Raw genomic sequence first — 16,222 nt, forward strand, 5'->3', positions numbered from 1 at the left:
TGCGTTCGCATAAAACCGCTCGCGCCGCCTGTTTAAATTTTATGAGCTCGTTTAAATTTTACAAGCTGTAAATTTAAAACGGCACGAGATCGAAAACCGCACTAAATATAATAGATGCTGTTTTTGATATTTTTGCCGTCGAGTTCGTTTTTGCGCCACGAGCTCTCGTCGTTTAGCACGATCCAGCGCTTCTCCTCCTCGCGGTAAAACCAGTCCTTGTCGATCTGATAATAAATCTGGCATCCCAAAATTTCGATGATGTTGGCGATGTTGTTGTCGTGGTAGTTGTTCTCATCAAAGTCGGTGAAGGTGCGCTGCCCCATCTCGGCGTAGAGCTCGTTTAAAATTTGAAGCATCTCGCTTAGGCGCGTATCCATCTTCTCTACCTGAAGCCCAAGCTCGTTAGCCTCTCTAAATAAGATCGGATAGTCGTGCGACGGATAGCCGCTGTTTAGCTTGTCGCTGATAAAGGCGATCTTTTGCTCATCTTCGAAATGGTAGCGCAGAATTTCGCGGCAAATTTTAAGTGACAGGCTGCTTGCACGATCGACGGCGCCGAAAACGAGCGGATGGATATATTTGTAAAGCTCCTTATACGGGTTCTCGTCGTTCGGGCGCTCGTTATTTTTCCAAAGCTTTACCACGCGGCTTAGCTCGTCCATCGAGACGTTGGCCTGGTCGTTGGTGTTCGTAACCGGCGAAAGCTCGTGTCGCAGCGAGGTATCGACCGACGTAAGGTATCCTAGCGGCCCCATTAAAATTTTATTCGCCCCAAGCGCCATCATCGTAGCCGCCGAAGCGCAGTTTGCCGGCACCAGCGCGATCAGCTCGTCGCAGTGGTTGCGCAGGATCGAGACGATCTTAAGCGATGCGATGCCGCTGCCGCCGTCAGATTTGATGTAAAGGTAGAGCTTTTCAAAATGCTTGCCCTTGAGATGGTCGTTGATACTGATTGCGTCGTTACCGCAAACGCTGCCCGCGCCCGAATTGAAGTAGGTAAGCAGCGGCGCGCCCAGATATTTCTCGATATTGGTGATCACCTCTTGCGTTTGCTTCATCAAGATCGGCGGTTGCTTCGCCGCCTTTTTGGCGCCCTGCTTCTGCGGCTCTTCGTCTTTGGATAAAAATCCCATGTTTTTCCTTTCGTGTTGGTTTGGTTTTAAAATTTTAACTTACAAATATCGCGCAATCTGTCCCGGTGCCACTCGATGCTCTGCTTGACCGTATTGCCTAGAGCCGCATGCGGGCTTTGCAAAAACGTCCTACTATTTTTTAGGCTTGAGCTCACGTATTCGTAGCGTGAGATCACGTTTGCGCTAGCGCTTTGCGACACCGAAGCCAAAAACGAGTATGAATAAAGCGGCGCGGAGGAAGCGTAGCCGCTAAAGTGCTCTTTTAGGTTTACGAATTTGCCCTCCGCAAAGGTCTTGCAAACGCCGCCGCTCGCGGAATACTCGGCGATTCGTAGCTCTTTATTGGGCGTAAAAACGTAGATCGTAAATTTATTTAGAGCTCTTTGCGAAATTTGATCCTTAGCCACGCCAACTCCTCTTTCGTCCGTAAATAGATAGAGATTGGAGCCCTCCTCTTCATATCTTCCTAAGATCGCGTCATCTTTTAAAAGCACGCCGCCTGAAATTTTATACTCGGTGACGGTCTGCCCGTCGTAGCTCATCATCACGGAATTTTCCGGATGTAGCTCGGCTTGCGAATACTTTACCTTCATACAACCCGCAAGCAGCGCGACCGCCGCAAGCAGGGCTAAAATTTTAATTTTATCCATAACTCCCCCGAAGTTTATCTGCAAAAATCGTCTAAGATCATGGTTTTAAGACCCTCGATCGTCTTTTTGAAAAATCCAGCCACAGCCAACTCCTCCGCGATATATTTCGTATCTTTGCGATCGACCGCTTTTTCAAAATTCATATTTTTATATGCGCTCAACGTTTTTGAACTCATATTTTGCACCGAGCTCTCGCTTTTTGAAATTTTGCCGTCCGCATAAAGCCAATCGCCGTCTTTGAATATATTTGAAGTATAGTCAAAATTTACGTATCTGCCTGCGTTATAAACGCTGCAAATTCCATCTTTATGCCAAATGCTAAATACCATAGCCCTTTCATCATTAAAAAGATAAAATTTCATCCTCTTGGCATTCAGCGCAGACTTGTAATTGTTGCCGTAAGAATTGCCCGCCTCGTCGAGCACGAGCATCCTAAACTCACCTCTATCCATAGAATACACGCCTAAATTTTTGCCGTTTTCATACAGATCCTCGCCCACAAATTTATAGATCACGGTTTTGTTGCCGTCGTAAAATTTAAACTCCTTATCGCTCTTAGCCGGGCGCAATATCCCGCATCCTCCAAGTAGTGCCGCCAAAACGGCAAAAACTATAAAATTTTTCATTTATCGCTCCTTAAATTTAATCCAACCTTTTAGACTTTTCTCTACAAAGCAGACCAAGAAGCGTAGCGCCGCTAAGTACGACGGATGCTTGCACATGATCTGCCACTGTCGAATTTAGTTTTTCTAAAATTTTTTTATCCACATAAGATAACTTTTTATTAACGAAATCATACCTGGATGAAATTTTCCCCATTCCTTTTCTTGACATCAAAACATCATAACTATATGCCACGATCGGCTCGCCTCGTGAATATATAGTAATATACTCCTTTATATGTACATATTTTCCTGTGGACAATGCTTTACAAACGCCGTCATTATGGCTATAAGAGATCACTTTAATAAATTCGTTCGGAACGAATATTATCTCCGTAATTTTTTTAGAATTATGTTCCTTTATCGCGCTAGGATCTATATAACCATTTCCCATTTCATCCATATAAATCTGCATACCAAGTCCCGGTGCCGTAAGATATTTGCCTAACACTTTGCCGTTTTTATAGAGTTTTCCGTTATGGGCTCGGTATCTGGTGGAAATATTTTTGTCAAAGCTTAACATTGCGATATCTTCCGAGTCGGCTATTCCGTTTTGGTCTTTTTTGCTCGCGCATCCTCCAAGTAGTGCCGCCAAAACGGCAAAAACTATAAAATTTTTCATTTATCTCTCCTTAAATTCTAATCCTTCGCCGCACCTTGCCGTCGTCTCGCCATCCTATTTTAAAATTTCAAGACGCTCTGCGCCCTCAAATTTTAAAATTTGCTCGCCCTACTTCTCGCCGAAGCGCTCCTTTAAAATTTTATACGCCTCGTTGATCTCCTGAAGCCTCTTCGTGCCCTCCTGGATGATCTCCTCGTCCGCGCCCTTGCCCATCAGGATGTCGGGGTGGTATTTTTTCACGAGCTCGCGGTATTTTTTCTTGATCTCGCTAAACGTAGCGTCCTTGGAAAGTCCCAAAATTTCATACGGATCTCTTTTGGTTTTGGCGGAGCCTTGCGAGCCGCCTGAATAGCCGCTACCATATCCGCCAGAATATCCGCCGCCGTATGAACCGCCCGAACTTTGCGAGCCTCCGTAGCCCGAACCCGCCGAGCCGCCATAGCCGTAGCCCGTACCACCGCCGTAACTGCTGCTGCCGTAGCCGCCGGTGCTTCTGCCGCCGTATTTGTCCCAATACCCGCCGCTTCTTGTGCTATAGCCGTCGTATTCGTCGTAAGCCGTATCGCTTTGCGCGCCGCCGTTTTCGTAATATGTGCCGTAAAAGCTGCGCTCAAAGGTCGCAAACATCTGACTTTGGATATGCTCGGGCAGACCCAATCCATCACAAATCTGCGAGATTGTGCGCCGCTCTGCCGCGCTAAAACCGCGATCGACGTAGGCTAAATTTAAAAAGAAATAGATTAGCCCCGTTTTGCGACTCGGACTCGGGCGGTAGGTTTGGTTATATTTTTCGGCGAGCTCGCGCACGTTTGCGAGACTTTCTTTCTCGACTTTGTAAACGAGCTTCAGCGCCTCGCGTTCGCGCTCGCCGGCGCCCATTTGGCGAACCAAATCGTCCAAAATTTCGCTTATCATCGCGGCTTCGGACTCGCTTACGTGCCCGTCGCTTTTGGCGACCTTGGCTAGAAGCGCTACTAAAATTTTAGCCTCTCCTAGCTGCATTAGCGCCTTGCTGCGATAACCGGAGTTACTGAAAACTCCGCCGATCTGAGCGAAAATATAAAGCGCGATTAAAAGAAATACAATGCCAAGCACGCGCTAATCTTCGCTCTTTACGATCTTGGCAAACTCGCCGAAGTAAATTTCTTTTAGTGCAGCGAGCTTTTTGCAGAGGGAATTTATACGAAACTCTTCGCCGCCGCTGGTGCCTAGGCGCATCAAGCTTAGCCCGTATTTTGCGGCCAGCTCTTTAAATTTCGCCTCGTCGCGTATGCCGAAAATCGCGCGCGAAAAGCTTTCATCGAAAATATCTCTACTATCGTCGCAGCTCATCTCAAACTCGCCGCCAATGCCGCCCACGCACGCCATCTTCGCAAGCGTGATCGCCACGCCGCCGATTCCTACTGAGTTTGCAAATTCCAAAACTCCGCTCCTGCCTGCTTCTATCGCGAAGTCCCACAGAGCGCGTTCGGCTTTTAAATTTAGCTCCGGCAGGCTGCCTGCGACGCGGTTTTCTACCGCTTTCATATAAAGCGAACCCGCAAAAACGCCCTTCGTATCGCCCGCCAGATAAACGCTCACGCCGCTAGCGCAAAAATCGCTAGGGATGATCTCGCCCTCGTTCGTGCCCACGCAGACGATCGCGGGAGTAGGCTGGATGCTAACGCCGCCCGTTTCGTTATAAAGGCTTACGTTGCCGCTTACGACGGGGGTATTTAGCGCGGCGCAAGCCTGCTTGATCCCCTCGCAGCCCTGCGCGAACTGCCACATAACCTCTGGATTTTGCGGATTACCGTAGTTTAGGCAATCGGTGATGGCTAGAGGCGTTGCGCCGCTCATCGCGACCTTTCGCCCCGCCGATACTACCGCAAGCGCCGCGCCTATGCGAGGATGGACGTAATTCATCCGCGTGTTGCAGTCCGCAGCCATCGCGAGCTTGACGCCGTTTTGCTTAACTCGCATTACCGCAGCGCCCAGCATACCGGGACGCTTGGCGGAGTTTAACCCCACGTTGGCGTCGTATTGATCGTAGATGTAGGATTTATTTAGCACTTCGGGGTCCTCAAAAATTTTATCAAACGCCGCGTCCAGCTCGCGCTCGCTCGCGCCGCAGCCGCATAAATTTTGCCGCGCGATCTGCGCCATATATGCAGGCTCTTTTATCGGGCGATCCAGCACGGGCGCCGCCTCGCTAAGCGGCTCGATCGGGATGACGCCTGCCAGCTCGCCGTGCCAAAAAAGCTCCATCTTGCCGCTATCCGTCACCTCGCCGATGACGGCGGCGTCGAGATCCCATTTGGCAAAAATTTCTTTGATTTTCTCCTCGCAGCCCTTTTTGGCGCAGATCAGCATACGCTCTTGGCTCTCGCTTAGCATCAGCTCATACGGGCTCATCCCCTCTTCGCGCATCGGCACGCGATCCAAATTTAACCTCATGCCGCTGCCACTGCGCCCCGCCATCTCAAAGCTACTCGAAGTAAGCCCCGCTGCGCCCATATCCTGGATACCCACGACGTAGTCGGTTTTAAAAAGCTCCAAACACGCCTCCATCAGCAGCTTTTCAGCGAACGGATCGCCCACCTGCACCGTCGGACGCAGGGATTTGTTCGCGTCGCTAAAGCTATCGCTCGCCATCACGGCTCCTCCGAGCCCGTCGCGCCCGGTTTTGGAGCCTACGTAGATCACGCTGTTGCCCACGCCTTCGGCCCTGCCGTAGAAAATTTCATCCTTTTTAACGATACCTAGAGCAAAGGCATTAACCAAAATGTTGCCGTCAAAGCTCTTATCGAAGCTCGTCTCGCCGCCTATCGTAGGGATGCCCATGCAGTTGCCGTAGTGCGCGATGCCCGCGACTGCCCCTTTTAGCAGATAGCGCTGCTTGCGCGCATTATCGCTTATTCCTAGCACCTCGCCGAAACGAAGCGAGTTCATATTGGCTTCGACGCGCGCGCCCATCGTAAAGATGTCGCGCAGTATCCCGCCCACACCTGTCGCAGCGCCCTGAAACGGCTCAATGAAGCTTGGGTGGTTGTGGCTTTCCATCTTAAAAACCGCCGCCATGCCGCCGCCGATGTCGATGACGCCTGCGTTTTCACCAGGGCCCTGGATGACCCAAGGCGCCTTAGTCGGGAAGCCGCTTAAGTATTTTTTGCTCGATTTGTAGCTACAGTGCTCGCTCCACATCGCGCTAAAAATCCCAAGCTCGAGCAGATTCGGCTCGCGACCTAAAATTTTTAAAATTTTTTCATATTCTTCGTCTGAAATTTTATGTGCCGCTACTACTTTTTTATCCATTTTTCGCCCTTTTCGCCGTTAAATTTAAGTCGCAATAATAACTAAAATTTTCTATCATTTCGATTAATCTTCGCCCTTTTTAAGATACTTCTCGTAAAGTTTCGCCTCTTTTAAAAACGCGTAAAATGCGTTAATGTTTGCCGTGATAAATCCCTTGCGCCCGTCAAAAAGCGATCTGCGCAAAATGTATGATTTAAAAAACGCAAACGGATAGATCAGCAAAAGCTTCGCAAGGCTCGGCTTCTTGCCCTTCTCAAAATCCCCCTGCGCGCGCAGCGTGGAGTAGTTGTTGTTTTTCGTAACGAGCTCGGCGATCGGCTTTTCGCTAAAGTGATTAATGCAGAATTTACTCTTTTTCACCGCGCCTTTTATGATCGAAATTTGCGCGTGCACCCCCATATTTTTATACTCGCCGCACTCCTTGCGAAAGAAGCGAATGTGAGTATTTTTGCGCACGAGATCGGAGCATCTGCGCCCTAGCGAGTATTCGTGAAATTTAATATCCAGCGCCGAGTAATCGCTCTGACTCATAAACTCCTCTATCTCGCCCTTTAGCTCAGGGCTTACCTCCTCGTCGCCGTCGAGATTTAGCACCCATTCGTTGCTGCAGAGCGAAAATGCGTAATTTTTCTGCACACCCTCGCCCTGCCAATCGTGGTGGTAAATTTTATCGGTAAATTTACGCGCGATCTGCAGCGTGGCATCGATGCTGCCGCTATCGACGATTATGATCTCGGCGAAATCCGCCACGCTACGCAGCATACGCTCGATGTGGCGCTCCTCATTCATCACTATCGCATAAACGGATGCTTTAATCATAGTTTGTTCCTTATCCTCGTAAATTTCAGCCAAAAATCAAAAAATCCCTCCGTGCCCAAAATGCCGATGCGCTTTACGGCATATCTGTCGTCGCCCGCCTCGTAAAGCCCGCGCTTGACGACCACCGCGCCTTTAAAATTTGATCTAGCGATATTTAAAATTTCGTCGTTAAATTTACCGTAGGGGTAGGCAAACACCTCGCACGGCTGCCCGCAAATGCGCGCTACGCGAGCTTTGGACGCGATTATCTCATCTGCGGCGAGCTGCGGATCGCTCGCGTAGGTAAGGTCTAAATTTACGTGGTGCATCGTATGCGCGCCAAACTCCACCAGCCCGCTTGCCTGCATTTTTAAAATTTGCTCCTCGCTCAGCATCCTTGCAAGATGAGCGGTGTTGGCGCGCTCCCAGTCGTTTTGCACGGCGTCCGGCACCAAAAATATGCTCGCTTTGAAATTGTATTTTTTCAAAATTTCAAAGGCGTTAGAAAAATTATTTTCAAACCCGTCGTCGAAGGTAATACAAACCGCCTTTTTAGGTAGCCGCTCTAGCGCGATAAGCTCGCTAAGCTTAAAGCTCTTAAAGCCGTTTTTCGCAAGCCACGCGATCTGTCTTTCAAAATCCGCAGGCTTCAGCCGCCATTTGTCGAATTTATCGCCCTTATGCTCCTCTACGCTATGATACATCAGCACCCGCGCCTTATGCCAGCCCTGCGGGATCCGCCACCAGTTATACCGCAGCGAAACGCCCGCTGCGGCGGCAAAGATCAGAAAGGCTACAAAATAAATCATCTGAATTTCTCTCCGTTTTTATAGACGAACTCGCGCCACTCGTAAGGCTCGCTGTAAAAATCGCTCCGCTCGCTTTTATCTCTTCCGTTTAGTGCGTCGTGACGTTCGCCGCCGCTCTCGCTGCATTTTTCATCAGAAATTTCACCGCAGGCATCTGCGCCAAAGCTCTCTTCAAAGATCGTCTCAAGCATAAATTTTGCCACTCGGGCGGCGTTTGCGATCTTTAGCGTCTTGGCTCTGCCGCGCTGCGCGATACGCGCGTATTCGCCGCTAGCAAGAAGGCATTTGATCTTTGAAAAGCAATCCGTAGGACCGTCAAAATAAACTATCTCCGAGCCGTCCTTATAAAGCCGCTCAAACCCCGCGATCTTGGGGCTAAAAGTGCAGACGCCGCATCCTAAAAACTGCGCCATACGGTCGCTCGCGCCGAGCAATTTATGAGCGCGCGCGCACTCAAGCTCGTCGTCGCGATTAAAATTTATCGCGATCTTCGCAGCCGCGATCTCGCGATGAAATTTATCTCCGAATACGGCAGGCGCGCCGAGGCTTGCAAAAATTTTAAGCCTAAACCCCTCTTTTTCGCAAAAATCGCGCAGCAAAAGCGCAAATTTATACCTCACGTCCTCTTGATAATCGCGCGCTATGTAGATCACGTCGGTCGTTTTAGCGGCGTCTAGGCGTCTATCAAACGCCGCGTCGGAGATGTTTGGGAAAAAGGCGAATTTCGCGCCGTATCTTGCCGAAAGATCGCGCAGCTTCAGCGCATTCGCCCAAAAAAACACGTCGATAAAGCTTAGCTTTTCGAAAAATTCCCGTTTTTCTTGTAGATGATCGACGTACCAGATCGCGATTTTGATCTTAGGAAGTGCCGATTTTATCGCCCGCAGCGTGCCAAGACTGATCTTTTCGCCTTTGCCGATTAAAAGCAGATCGGCGCCGATATTTTCGCAGATACGCACGAGCTTGGCGTTCATCTTCTCTAACCCGCTGTTTTTCAGCCCGCAAAAGCGCAGGCTCCGCTCCCAATCGCGGTAGCTAAAATCATAGACGAAGTGTCCGCTGCGAACGAGCCCGTGGCTGATCTTACGCTCCATACCGTAGAAAAAATTACCGTCGTCGTATTCGTTGAAAATACCGCAATGCACGATCTTTAGGCTTCGCATAACAGCTCCTCGTAGTAATTTTTAAGCGAGCTAATATAATTTTGCAGCGTCAAAGTTTGCTTAAGACCGGCGTGTTTTTGCGCGAAAGCCCGGGCGTATTTGCCGTAAGTGCGGTAAATTTCATCGATCTTGGCGCCTAGATCCGCCGCCTCGCACAAAAACTCCTCGCTTAAAATTTCTGAAATTCCGCCCGCGCGGGTAGATATCAGCACGGGCGAATAAAAAATACCTTCGATCAAAATCACCGGAAAGCCCTCCTTGCGCGAGCTGATGACGTGCAGGTGCGACGCGCTCAGGGCCGCTGCAACGTCGTCGCAAAAGCCGCACAATCGCACGCGGTCCTGCAATTTTAGCGAATCGATTAAATTTTGTAAATTTTGCCTCTCGCCGCCCTGACCGTAAATTTTAAGCTCGAAATCAAATTTCAGCTCGCTTGCGGCGCGGATCAAAAGATCAAAACCCTTGATCTTATCGAGCCTGCCGATCGCGACGATACTAAATTTAAAATTTTCCGCCACCGCGTTTGCGCCCTGTTGCGATACGAATACGCTACTAGTCTTATTTTGCGATGCGTCCGCATCAAAAGCACTATCTTGCGACACGCGCGCCCCGCCAGGCATATTTTGCGACGCGCCCGCAACGCCAGCCGAGTCGCCGCGCTCATCTTTTTCCCCCTCAAACGCCCTATTTGCGGCGTCCTCCGCGTCCTTGCAGTACGCGAGAATTTCATGATTTACAAACTCCAGCCGCGGCTCTATGCCGAAATATATCACCTTCGCGGCGTGATTTATCGTGGTTGCGACCTTGCGAGAGGCTGCGATGACGTTTCGCACGCGATCGAAAACGGGCGCCTTGCGATCGTTGTGTTTGGTCGCAACGAGCTTAAGATTTAAAAATTTTTCAATTACAAAGCCAATCTGTGCAGCTTTGGCACCGTGCGAATGTAAAATTTCAAATCCGCCCGAGCGTAAAAACCGATAAATTTCAGCGAACAAAAACGGATTGTAGCGCTTGTCGCGGCTTTTGTACTCATAAATTTGCACGCGAGCATCCAGACGCTGCAAAAACTCGCATCTATCGGGCACGATTAGCGCCGTCTGCTCGCTTTTGCAAAGCTCATTTAGCGAGTCGATCACGATCTTTTCGACGCCGCCGTAAAATCTGGAGCAGCAAAGATAGGCGATTTTCATCTATTTCTGCCCTTCTTCATCTTCAAAATGAAGCTAAAAAGCCCTTGCCTGCCGCTAACCATGATGCGCGGAATTTCAAAATTTGAGTAGTACGGACGAAACACGTCGTTTTGCGTCGTAACAGCGCAGCTAAAGCTCGCCTCGCGCGCGCAGCATACGCTAATCTCGTCGTAAAAGCCGAACGGATAGGCAAAGGCGCTGCAAGAAATGTCAAATTTCGCCTCTATTTCGCGCTTTGATTCGCTCATCTGGCGCAGTTGCTCTTGCGCGCCCAAGCTAGGCAAGTTCGCGTGATCGAGCGTATGCGAGCCGATCTCGATGAGACCGCTTCGCAAAAGCTCGCGGACCTCCTCGTCGCTTAGCATCTGCTCGCTATTTAGCTCGTCGCTTGGCTTTTTCAGATCCTTATCGGTCGCCCAATTCCCCTCAAAGCGCCGGTTCACGATGAAAATCGTCGCCTTAAAGCCGTATTTTTGAAGTATCGGCAGAGCGTCCGTGAGATTATCGCGATACCCGTCGTCGAAGGTAATACAAACCGCCTTTGCGGGCTTTTTATCTAAGCTTGCAAGCTCGCTTAAAGTGTAGCTCATAAAGCCGTTTCGCTTCAGCCACGCAAGCTGTTTTTCAAACGCGGTGGGGGTCACGCGCAGGCGGTTGAATTTAGAGGCGCGCTTTGGCAGATGCTCGCGGATCATATGATACATCAGCACGCGCGGATACTCGTAAGGCAGATCCTTCGCCCACCACGCAAAGCGTAGGCAGAACCACGCAAAAAGCGCCGCAAAAGCCAAAACCGCCGCGTAGATCATCGCTCAATCCTCATGCGATAAGCTAAAAAGCTTAGTATCGTAGCAAGGCTTAGCGCTTCTTTCGACAGATACGCGCCGTGATCGAACTGACAATCTATCAAAAGATATATCAGAAGCGTGAGAACCCCAAATTGCTTGCTTTGAATGCACTCCTTAAAAACGCTAAATAGGATCAAGCCGTAGAAGACGAGGCCGAGCACGCCGCTATAAAGTAAAATTTCTAAAAATAAATTATGCGGCGCGTTATATTCAGGATGCTCAAGGACCGGAGAGCCCGGCAAATTTATATATGAGCCCAGCCCGTAGCCTAAGATAGGCTTTTCTTGCGCCATTTCTAAAATATAGCTCCAAATCACGGTCCTGCCTGAAGAATCGCCGCTAAATAGCGCGGCTAGCCTTTGCTCAAACGACGGCGAAAGCGCAAGCAAAACGGCAAAAATCGCGATGAAACCCACCGTGAAAAGTAGGTATTTTTTGTTTAAGCTCTTTAAATTTAGCGTGCCGTAAAACGCGAGCGCACAAAACGCACCGACCCACGCCGCTCTGGAAAATGAAAAGATCATAAAAAAGGCAAACAAAAGCAGAGCCACAAATTTAAGCGCTAAAGGCCGCCGTATCGCCACCGCGCTAAGGCAGAGCCCAAAGCCCATAAAAAGCCCTAAAATATTGCGGTTTGAAAGCGCTCCGCTAAGACCTCCGCGAACAGAGTCGCTTGAAAAGACGATTGCGTCGCTGCTACTTGCAAACTGATAGATCACGCTTGCCGATAAAATTCCAAGCCCTACGAACAAAAAGGCAAAAACGGCGTTTTGATCAAAAAATTTAAGCTTGTAAAAATAGCAAAGCGTCAAAAATATAGTGCCGTATCGAAGGATGAAAAATAGCGTGCTCTGCCATGCTTTTTTTGAGATAACAGCCTCGTTTAGGAGGTTTGAGATCGCTAGCGTCGCCACTAAACAGACGAAGCAGATCGCGATAAATCGCGTTTTTTTCAAAATTTCGCTTAGAATTTCGTAGTTTTTAAAATACAATAGATGCGCCAAAAAGAGTAAATTTAGCGCCGCAAAGGAGATCTGATAGACCGCATTTTTGAAAAACAGCGATGCGCACCAAAGAAGCAGCAGCGTTAAAAATGCGATCCTCCAGCCACTAGGCGCGTTTTCATAAAAAAATTTTTTCATATTAAACTCTCATAAACCTTTATCGTTTTTTCTACCATTTGCTCTAGGCTGAAGTTTTGCGAAATGTAGCCGTAGCCGTCAAATTTCAGCTCGCGCGCGGGGGCAAACAGCCCCGCCAGCGCCTGCGCGTCGCCCACATCAAAAAAATAGCCGTTTTCGCCCTCTTTTATGATATCTAGCGCGCCGCCGTGGCGGGTCGCGATCACCGGGCAATTCAGTGCGATCGCCTCAGCCATCGAACGCCCGAAGCTCTCGGGCTTGCTCGAAGCACTTACCATGACCGATGAGAGCGAGTAAATTTCGGCTACCTTGCTCTGCGAGCCCGTAAAAATTACGCGCTCGCCCAGTCCAAGCCCCTCTACGAGCGATTTTAGCTCGGAAAAATACTCGTCGCGACCCGCTCCCACGCCGCCTACGATCAAAATTTTAAGCTTTTGTTCACTTGCCAAAGCCGCGGCGCGGATCAGGGTTTTGTAATCCTTAATCTGCGTAATGCGCCCAATGCTTGAGACGATGAAATCATCCTGCGCGAGATTAAAATTCTGCCGAAATTCTGCGATAAAGCGCTCGTCTAAATTTTTGGGATTAAATTTTTCTAGATCGATGCCCCGCGGAATGATCGTGATCTTAGCCGCATCCGCGCCGTAGCTTCGCACTACGTGATCGCGCGTATAGCCGCTAGGGCAGATGATCGCGTCCGCATCCGTCATGATTTTGCTGTAAAAATTTACGGAATTTATCCCATGCACGGTGCTTACGATCTTTGCTTTGGGGCGAGCAAATTTAACCAGCCACGCCGGCACGCGTGAGCGGACATGCACGATGTCTGGAGCGATCCTGCTTAAAATTTTACGCAGCTTTAAAACGCGCGCCGCAACGCTTAGGATATTTTTGGAGCAAACGTCGAGCTGTACGTGCATGCCGCCATCTTTTTCTATCTTTGGCGCCAATTTACCGCCGTTACTGATAACGAAATTTTCGATGCCGCGCCGCGCAAACTCTCTATTTAGCTCGACTACGCCGCGCTCGACGCCGCCTTCGTTCAGCTCGGGCAGGATTTGCACGACCCTCATATTTTTATCTCCCTCACAAACGCCTTAAGATCGTACTTCGCGGTCTTTTTTAACGTTTCGTCATAGCGCCTAGCGTGACCCGTAGAAACGAGAGCGCTTATAAAATCGTCAAATTTATTATGAGCATCTTTGCGTTTTAAACTCAAAATGGCTACGCTCGCGCTCCCGTTAGATACGGCATCGCTTATCATCGAGACGCTGTCCTCGCTGATAAAAACCCACTCGCACTGTGCCAAAAAATCGCCGATCGGATTTACGGGCTCGCGGCTGTAAATCACGCTGTAATTCCAGCTAAGCTTAGCTAGCGCGCTCTCGGTAGCCTGCGGCGTGCGCGGAGAGGTCGTTAGCGCAAACTCGCAGTCCGCAAACTGCGCCCTCACGCCCTCGATCTGCTTTAAAATTTCATCCCCCATCTCAAAGCAGGAATTCGACCCGCCGATGATAAATCCGATGGATTTACGCTGCGGCCGGTACAGCCCCTGCGGGCGCGAAAAACTAAGCGAGACGGGCGAAATTTTAAGATTTGCGCGCGGCTTTGGGCGGTCATGCGCGCCTGCGATGATGACGCTAAAATCCTTGCGGTAGCCCTTCGGATACATTAATGCTATACTCGGCTTTGCGTATCTGCGCGCGTAAAATTTCAGCGCGTAATAGATCGTAGAGCCCGCGCCTACGAACAGATCGAAATCTGCGAAATTTAAATTGCGATATGATGCAGCGTCTAAATTTGCGCTATATGATACGGCGTCTGAATTGGTGCCATTCGGCGTGGCATCTAAATTTATGCTATCTGATGCAGCGGGGCTGTTTAAAGAGGTATTATTTAAATTTGATCCGTTTTTACGGTCCGCCGCCGTGCCACTCCCGCCAAGATCGCACTTAAAAATTTTAAAATAAAGCCCAAAAAAATCAAGCGCGTAGGAGCAGAGTTTAAGAAGCTTGTTTGCGTAAGCGATCTTGCAAATGCAAAAATCAAGCCCTTTTAGCTCGCAAAATGCGATACTTTGGTTCTCGTGCCCCTTGCGGCCGTCGCTTAAGATGAGCGCTTTTCGATGCGGATTTTTTGGGGCGGACGGATTTGCAGCGGAGTTTTCGCTGTTTAAATTTAATGACTCGCCGCCTGCGTGCCACGCGTAATCTGAGGCGCCCGCTCTTAAATTTTTATCTCTAAAGCTTTCGCGCCGCAAAGTGCAAGACGTGTGACCGCAAAACGATATAAAATTTTTGAAGTTCGAATTTTTGCCTGCTCGCGCGACAGCGATCGCCATAGAGCTTTCGCGATTTAAAATTTTACCTTCTCGCGCAGCTCTACTTAAATTTTCGACGCTTTGCTCTTTTGCAAAAAGGCGCGAGCCCTGCGGCGCGGATAAATTTCTTATGACACCCCGTTTGCTCTCGCCTCTTGAAATTTGCCGCGCCATCAGTCCATTTTCCATCGTTTATGTATCCAAAACCACTGCTGCGGCGCGGTTCGCACAACCTCTTCGAAAATGTCGTTGCACTTTTGCGTGATAAACAGCTCGGCTTCGTCCTTATTTAGCCCTTCAGGTAGCGGCGGGAAATCCTTGATCACGATCTCGTAGCGATTATCCTCTCCGCGACGCGCAAAAATGGGTATCAGCACGGGGCGAAATTTCAAATAAAGCGACGCGATGGTCTTTGTGGTGTAGCACTGTCGTCCGAAAAAGGTCGTAATCAGGCTATTTTTAGGGCCCGGCTTTTGATCGGGCAGAATGCCTACGTTGCGCCCCTGCTTTAGCGCCTGCACGAGCCTGCGCATCGCATCGTCCTTGTAAATGAGGTCATTGCCGTAGCGCTCGCGAAACGGCGCCACGAGCCGCTCTTCGATCAGCTCGTTATCACTGCGACGCCCGACTACCGAGACGGGAAAGCCATTGGCGCCGAAAAAATTAGCTAGAATTTCCCAATTTCCAAAATGTGCGGTAAAAAATAAAATCCCGTGCGGATTATCACCTTTTAGCTTTCGGACGCGCTCTAGCGCCTGCTCGCCGTTTGAAATCAGATCATCAAATTTTAGTCTGCCGTTGTAAAATAAAAGCGTGTCGGTAAGCGTCCTAGCGATACTGCGAAAATTCTCGATCGCAAGAGAGTGAAGCTCACTTTCGCTTTTTTGTGGATAAGCGGCGCGAAGGTTATCCTGCGCGACTTTAACACGCCTACTAAGCTTCCACGATGCGAAAAGTGCGAGCTTATCGAAAAATGCGAATATGAAGCTTTTCGGCGCGAATTTTGCAAATTTTATCAGACCCAGCGCCAAAAAATATTGGATTTTTTCCTTCATAAAGACCTCGTTTTAAATGCGAGATTATATTGAATTTTGGCTAATTAGTAGCTAAAACGCTATTTACCGAGGCAAAAATTGCTAAACATTTCGTCTAAAATTTCATCTCGCTCAAATGGACGCGAAATACGTGCAATCGCCTCAATCGCGCGATTTATCTCAAATGCAAAAAGCTCAAGCTCGCCGCAAGCCAGGCGCTCGCTCGCATTTTTAAGAGCCGCAAGCGCGCTCTCGCAAGATAGAATTTGCCGCTCGTTGCTTAGCATAAGGCCATCGAAATTTTGAGAATTTAAGTAGCTCTCAAGCGCGGTTAAAATTTTATCCACACCCTCGTTTGCAGAAATTTCAAGTGGCGTAAAAATGGAATTTGCTTGGATATTTTGCTTAGCGGAATTTATTGCAGAGCTATTAGGCGCGATGGAATTTGCAGAATTTTGTTTGAAATCATCTTGAGTAAAATTCTTCTCAACACAGCTTGCAGTAACGCGCTCGGTATTTGGCGACACTAGTCCCGCTTTTGCGGCGAAATTCTGTTC

Annotated in this window: 15 protein-coding genes and 1 pseudogene; all 16 read right to left on the reverse strand. The window is 49.1% G+C overall.

Annotation, left to right across the window (positions count from 1 at the left end; genetic code table 11):
- Positions 1-101: 101 nt before the first annotated feature.
- Complete coding sequence (locus Q0600_RS02340; protein ID WP_297894394.1) at positions 102-1,133, reverse strand: hypothetical protein; 1,032 nt, start codon at positions 1,131-1,133, stop codon at positions 102-104.
- A gap of 26 nt (positions 1,134-1,159) precedes the next feature.
- Positions 1,160-1,783 (reverse strand): hypothetical protein, encoded by a 624-nt coding sequence (locus Q0600_RS02345; RefSeq protein WP_298756449.1) that lies wholly within the window; start codon positions 1,781-1,783, stop codon positions 1,160-1,162.
- Between the two features lie 14 nt (positions 1,784-1,797).
- Positions 1,798-2,409, reverse strand: a complete 612-nt coding sequence (locus Q0600_RS02350; protein ID WP_298756451.1) for a hypothetical protein — start codon at positions 2,407-2,409, stop codon at positions 1,798-1,800.
- A gap of 16 nt (positions 2,410-2,425) precedes the next feature.
- Complete coding sequence (locus Q0600_RS02355; RefSeq protein WP_298756454.1) at positions 2,426-3,067, reverse strand: hypothetical protein; 642 nt, start codon at positions 3,065-3,067, stop codon at positions 2,426-2,428.
- A 108-nt stretch (positions 3,068-3,175) separates the two neighbouring features.
- Complete coding sequence (locus Q0600_RS02360; RefSeq protein ID WP_298756456.1) at positions 3,176-4,069, reverse strand: molecular chaperone DjiA; 894 nt, start codon at positions 4,067-4,069, stop codon at positions 3,176-3,178.
- 96 nt (positions 4,070-4,165) lie between these two features.
- Complete coding sequence (purL, locus tag Q0600_RS02365; protein WP_298756458.1) at positions 4,166-6,361, reverse strand: phosphoribosylformylglycinamidine synthase subunit PurL; 2,196 nt, start codon at positions 6,359-6,361, stop codon at positions 4,166-4,168.
- A 63-nt stretch (positions 6,362-6,424) separates the two neighbouring features.
- A complete protein-coding gene (locus Q0600_RS02370; protein WP_298756459.1) occupies positions 6,425-7,180 on the reverse strand; it encodes a glycosyltransferase family 2 protein in 756 nt (251 codons plus the stop codon).
- Entirely contained in the window at positions 7,177-7,968 is a 792-nt protein-coding gene (locus Q0600_RS02375; RefSeq protein ID WP_298756460.1) for a polysaccharide deacetylase family protein, read from the reverse strand. The genes Q0600_RS02370 and Q0600_RS02375 overlap by 4 nt, the downstream gene beginning before the upstream one ends.
- A complete protein-coding gene (locus Q0600_RS02380; RefSeq protein WP_298756462.1) occupies positions 7,965-9,131 on the reverse strand; it encodes a glycosyltransferase in 1,167 nt (388 codons plus the stop codon). Before Q0600_RS02380 ends, Q0600_RS02375 begins: the two co-directional genes overlap by 4 nt.
- Positions 9,119-10,321, reverse strand: a complete 1,203-nt coding sequence (locus tag Q0600_RS02385; RefSeq protein ID WP_298756464.1) for a glycosyltransferase — start codon at positions 10,319-10,321, stop codon at positions 9,119-9,121. Before Q0600_RS02385 ends, Q0600_RS02380 begins: the two co-directional genes overlap by 13 nt.
- Positions 10,318-11,130 (reverse strand): polysaccharide deacetylase family protein, encoded by an 813-nt coding sequence (locus Q0600_RS02390; RefSeq protein WP_298756466.1) that lies wholly within the window; start codon positions 11,128-11,130, stop codon positions 10,318-10,320. The genes Q0600_RS02385 and Q0600_RS02390 overlap by 4 nt, the downstream gene beginning before the upstream one ends.
- A complete protein-coding gene (locus tag Q0600_RS02395; RefSeq protein WP_298756469.1) occupies positions 11,127-12,311 on the reverse strand; it encodes an O-antigen ligase family protein in 1,185 nt (394 codons plus the stop codon). Before Q0600_RS02395 ends, Q0600_RS02390 begins: the two co-directional genes overlap by 4 nt.
- Complete coding sequence (locus tag Q0600_RS02400; protein WP_298756472.1) at positions 12,308-13,384, reverse strand: glycosyltransferase family 4 protein; 1,077 nt, start codon at positions 13,382-13,384, stop codon at positions 12,308-12,310. The genes Q0600_RS02395 and Q0600_RS02400 overlap by 4 nt, the downstream gene beginning before the upstream one ends.
- A complete protein-coding gene (locus Q0600_RS02405) occupies positions 13,381-14,820 on the reverse strand; it encodes an ELM1/GtrOC1 family putative glycosyltransferase (protein ID WP_298756475.1) in 1,440 nt (479 codons plus the stop codon). The genes Q0600_RS02400 and Q0600_RS02405 overlap by 4 nt, the downstream gene beginning before the upstream one ends.
- Complete coding sequence (locus Q0600_RS02410; RefSeq protein ID WP_298756478.1) at positions 14,805-15,686, reverse strand: lysophospholipid acyltransferase family protein; 882 nt, start codon at positions 15,684-15,686, stop codon at positions 14,805-14,807. Before Q0600_RS02410 ends, Q0600_RS02405 begins: the two co-directional genes overlap by 16 nt.
- A gap of 59 nt (positions 15,687-15,745) precedes the next feature.
- Positions 15,746-16,222: pseudogene (locus tag Q0600_RS02415) on the reverse strand (hypothetical protein); the annotation flags it as partial.

The organism is uncultured Campylobacter sp., assembly GCF_938041645.1.
Classification (GTDB): Bacteria; Campylobacterota; Campylobacteria; order Campylobacterales; family Campylobacteraceae; genus Campylobacter_B.

What these genes read in the sequence shown, in the direction of transcription:
- Q0600_RS02340 (WP_297894394.1), bottom strand. Translation starts at nt 1,133, where the DNA reads ATGGGATTTTTATCCAAAGACGAAGAGCCGCAGAAGCAGGGCGCCAAA.
- Q0600_RS02345 (WP_298756449.1), bottom strand. Translation starts at nt 1,783, where the DNA reads ATGGATAAAATTAAAATTTTAGCCCTGCTTGCGGCGGTCGCGCTGCTT.
- Q0600_RS02350 (WP_298756451.1), bottom strand. Translation starts at nt 2,409, where the DNA reads ATGAAAAATTTTATAGTTTTTGCCGTTTTGGCGGCACTACTTGGAGGA.
- Q0600_RS02355 (WP_298756454.1), bottom strand. Translation starts at nt 3,067, where the DNA reads ATGAAAAATTTTATAGTTTTTGCCGTTTTGGCGGCACTACTTGGAGGA.
- Q0600_RS02360 (WP_298756456.1), bottom strand. Translation starts at nt 4,069, where the DNA reads ATGCAGCTAGGAGAGGCTAAAATTTTAGTAGCGCTTCTAGCCAAGGTC.
- purL (WP_298756458.1), bottom strand. Translation starts at nt 6,361, where the DNA reads ATGGATAAAAAAGTAGTAGCGGCACATAAAATTTCAGACGAAGAATAT.
- Q0600_RS02370 (WP_298756459.1), bottom strand. Translation starts at nt 7,180, where the DNA reads ATGATTAAAGCATCCGTTTATGCGATAGTGATGAATGAGGAGCGCCAC.
- Q0600_RS02375 (WP_298756460.1), bottom strand. Translation starts at nt 7,968, where the DNA reads ATGATTTATTTTGTAGCCTTTCTGATCTTTGCCGCCGCAGCGGGCGTT.
- Q0600_RS02380 (WP_298756462.1), bottom strand. Translation starts at nt 9,131, where the DNA reads ATGCGAAGCCTAAAGATCGTGCATTGCGGTATTTTCAACGAATACGAC.
- Q0600_RS02385 (WP_298756464.1), bottom strand. Translation starts at nt 10,321, where the DNA reads ATGAAAATCGCCTATCTTTGCTGCTCCAGATTTTACGGCGGCGTCGAA.
- Q0600_RS02390 (WP_298756466.1), bottom strand. Translation starts at nt 11,130, where the DNA reads ATGATCTACGCGGCGGTTTTGGCTTTTGCGGCGCTTTTTGCGTGGTTC.
- Q0600_RS02395 (WP_298756469.1), bottom strand. Translation starts at nt 12,311, where the DNA reads ATGAAAAAATTTTTTTATGAAAACGCGCCTAGTGGCTGGAGGATCGCA.
- Q0600_RS02400 (WP_298756472.1), bottom strand. Translation starts at nt 13,384, where the DNA reads ATGAGGGTCGTGCAAATCCTGCCCGAGCTGAACGAAGGCGGCGTCGAG.
- Q0600_RS02405 (WP_298756475.1), bottom strand. Translation starts at nt 14,820, where the DNA reads ATGGAAAATGGACTGATGGCGCGGCAAATTTCAAGAGGCGAGAGCAAA.
- Q0600_RS02410 (WP_298756478.1), bottom strand. Translation starts at nt 15,686, where the DNA reads ATGAAGGAAAAAATCCAATATTTTTTGGCGCTGGGTCTGATAAAATTT.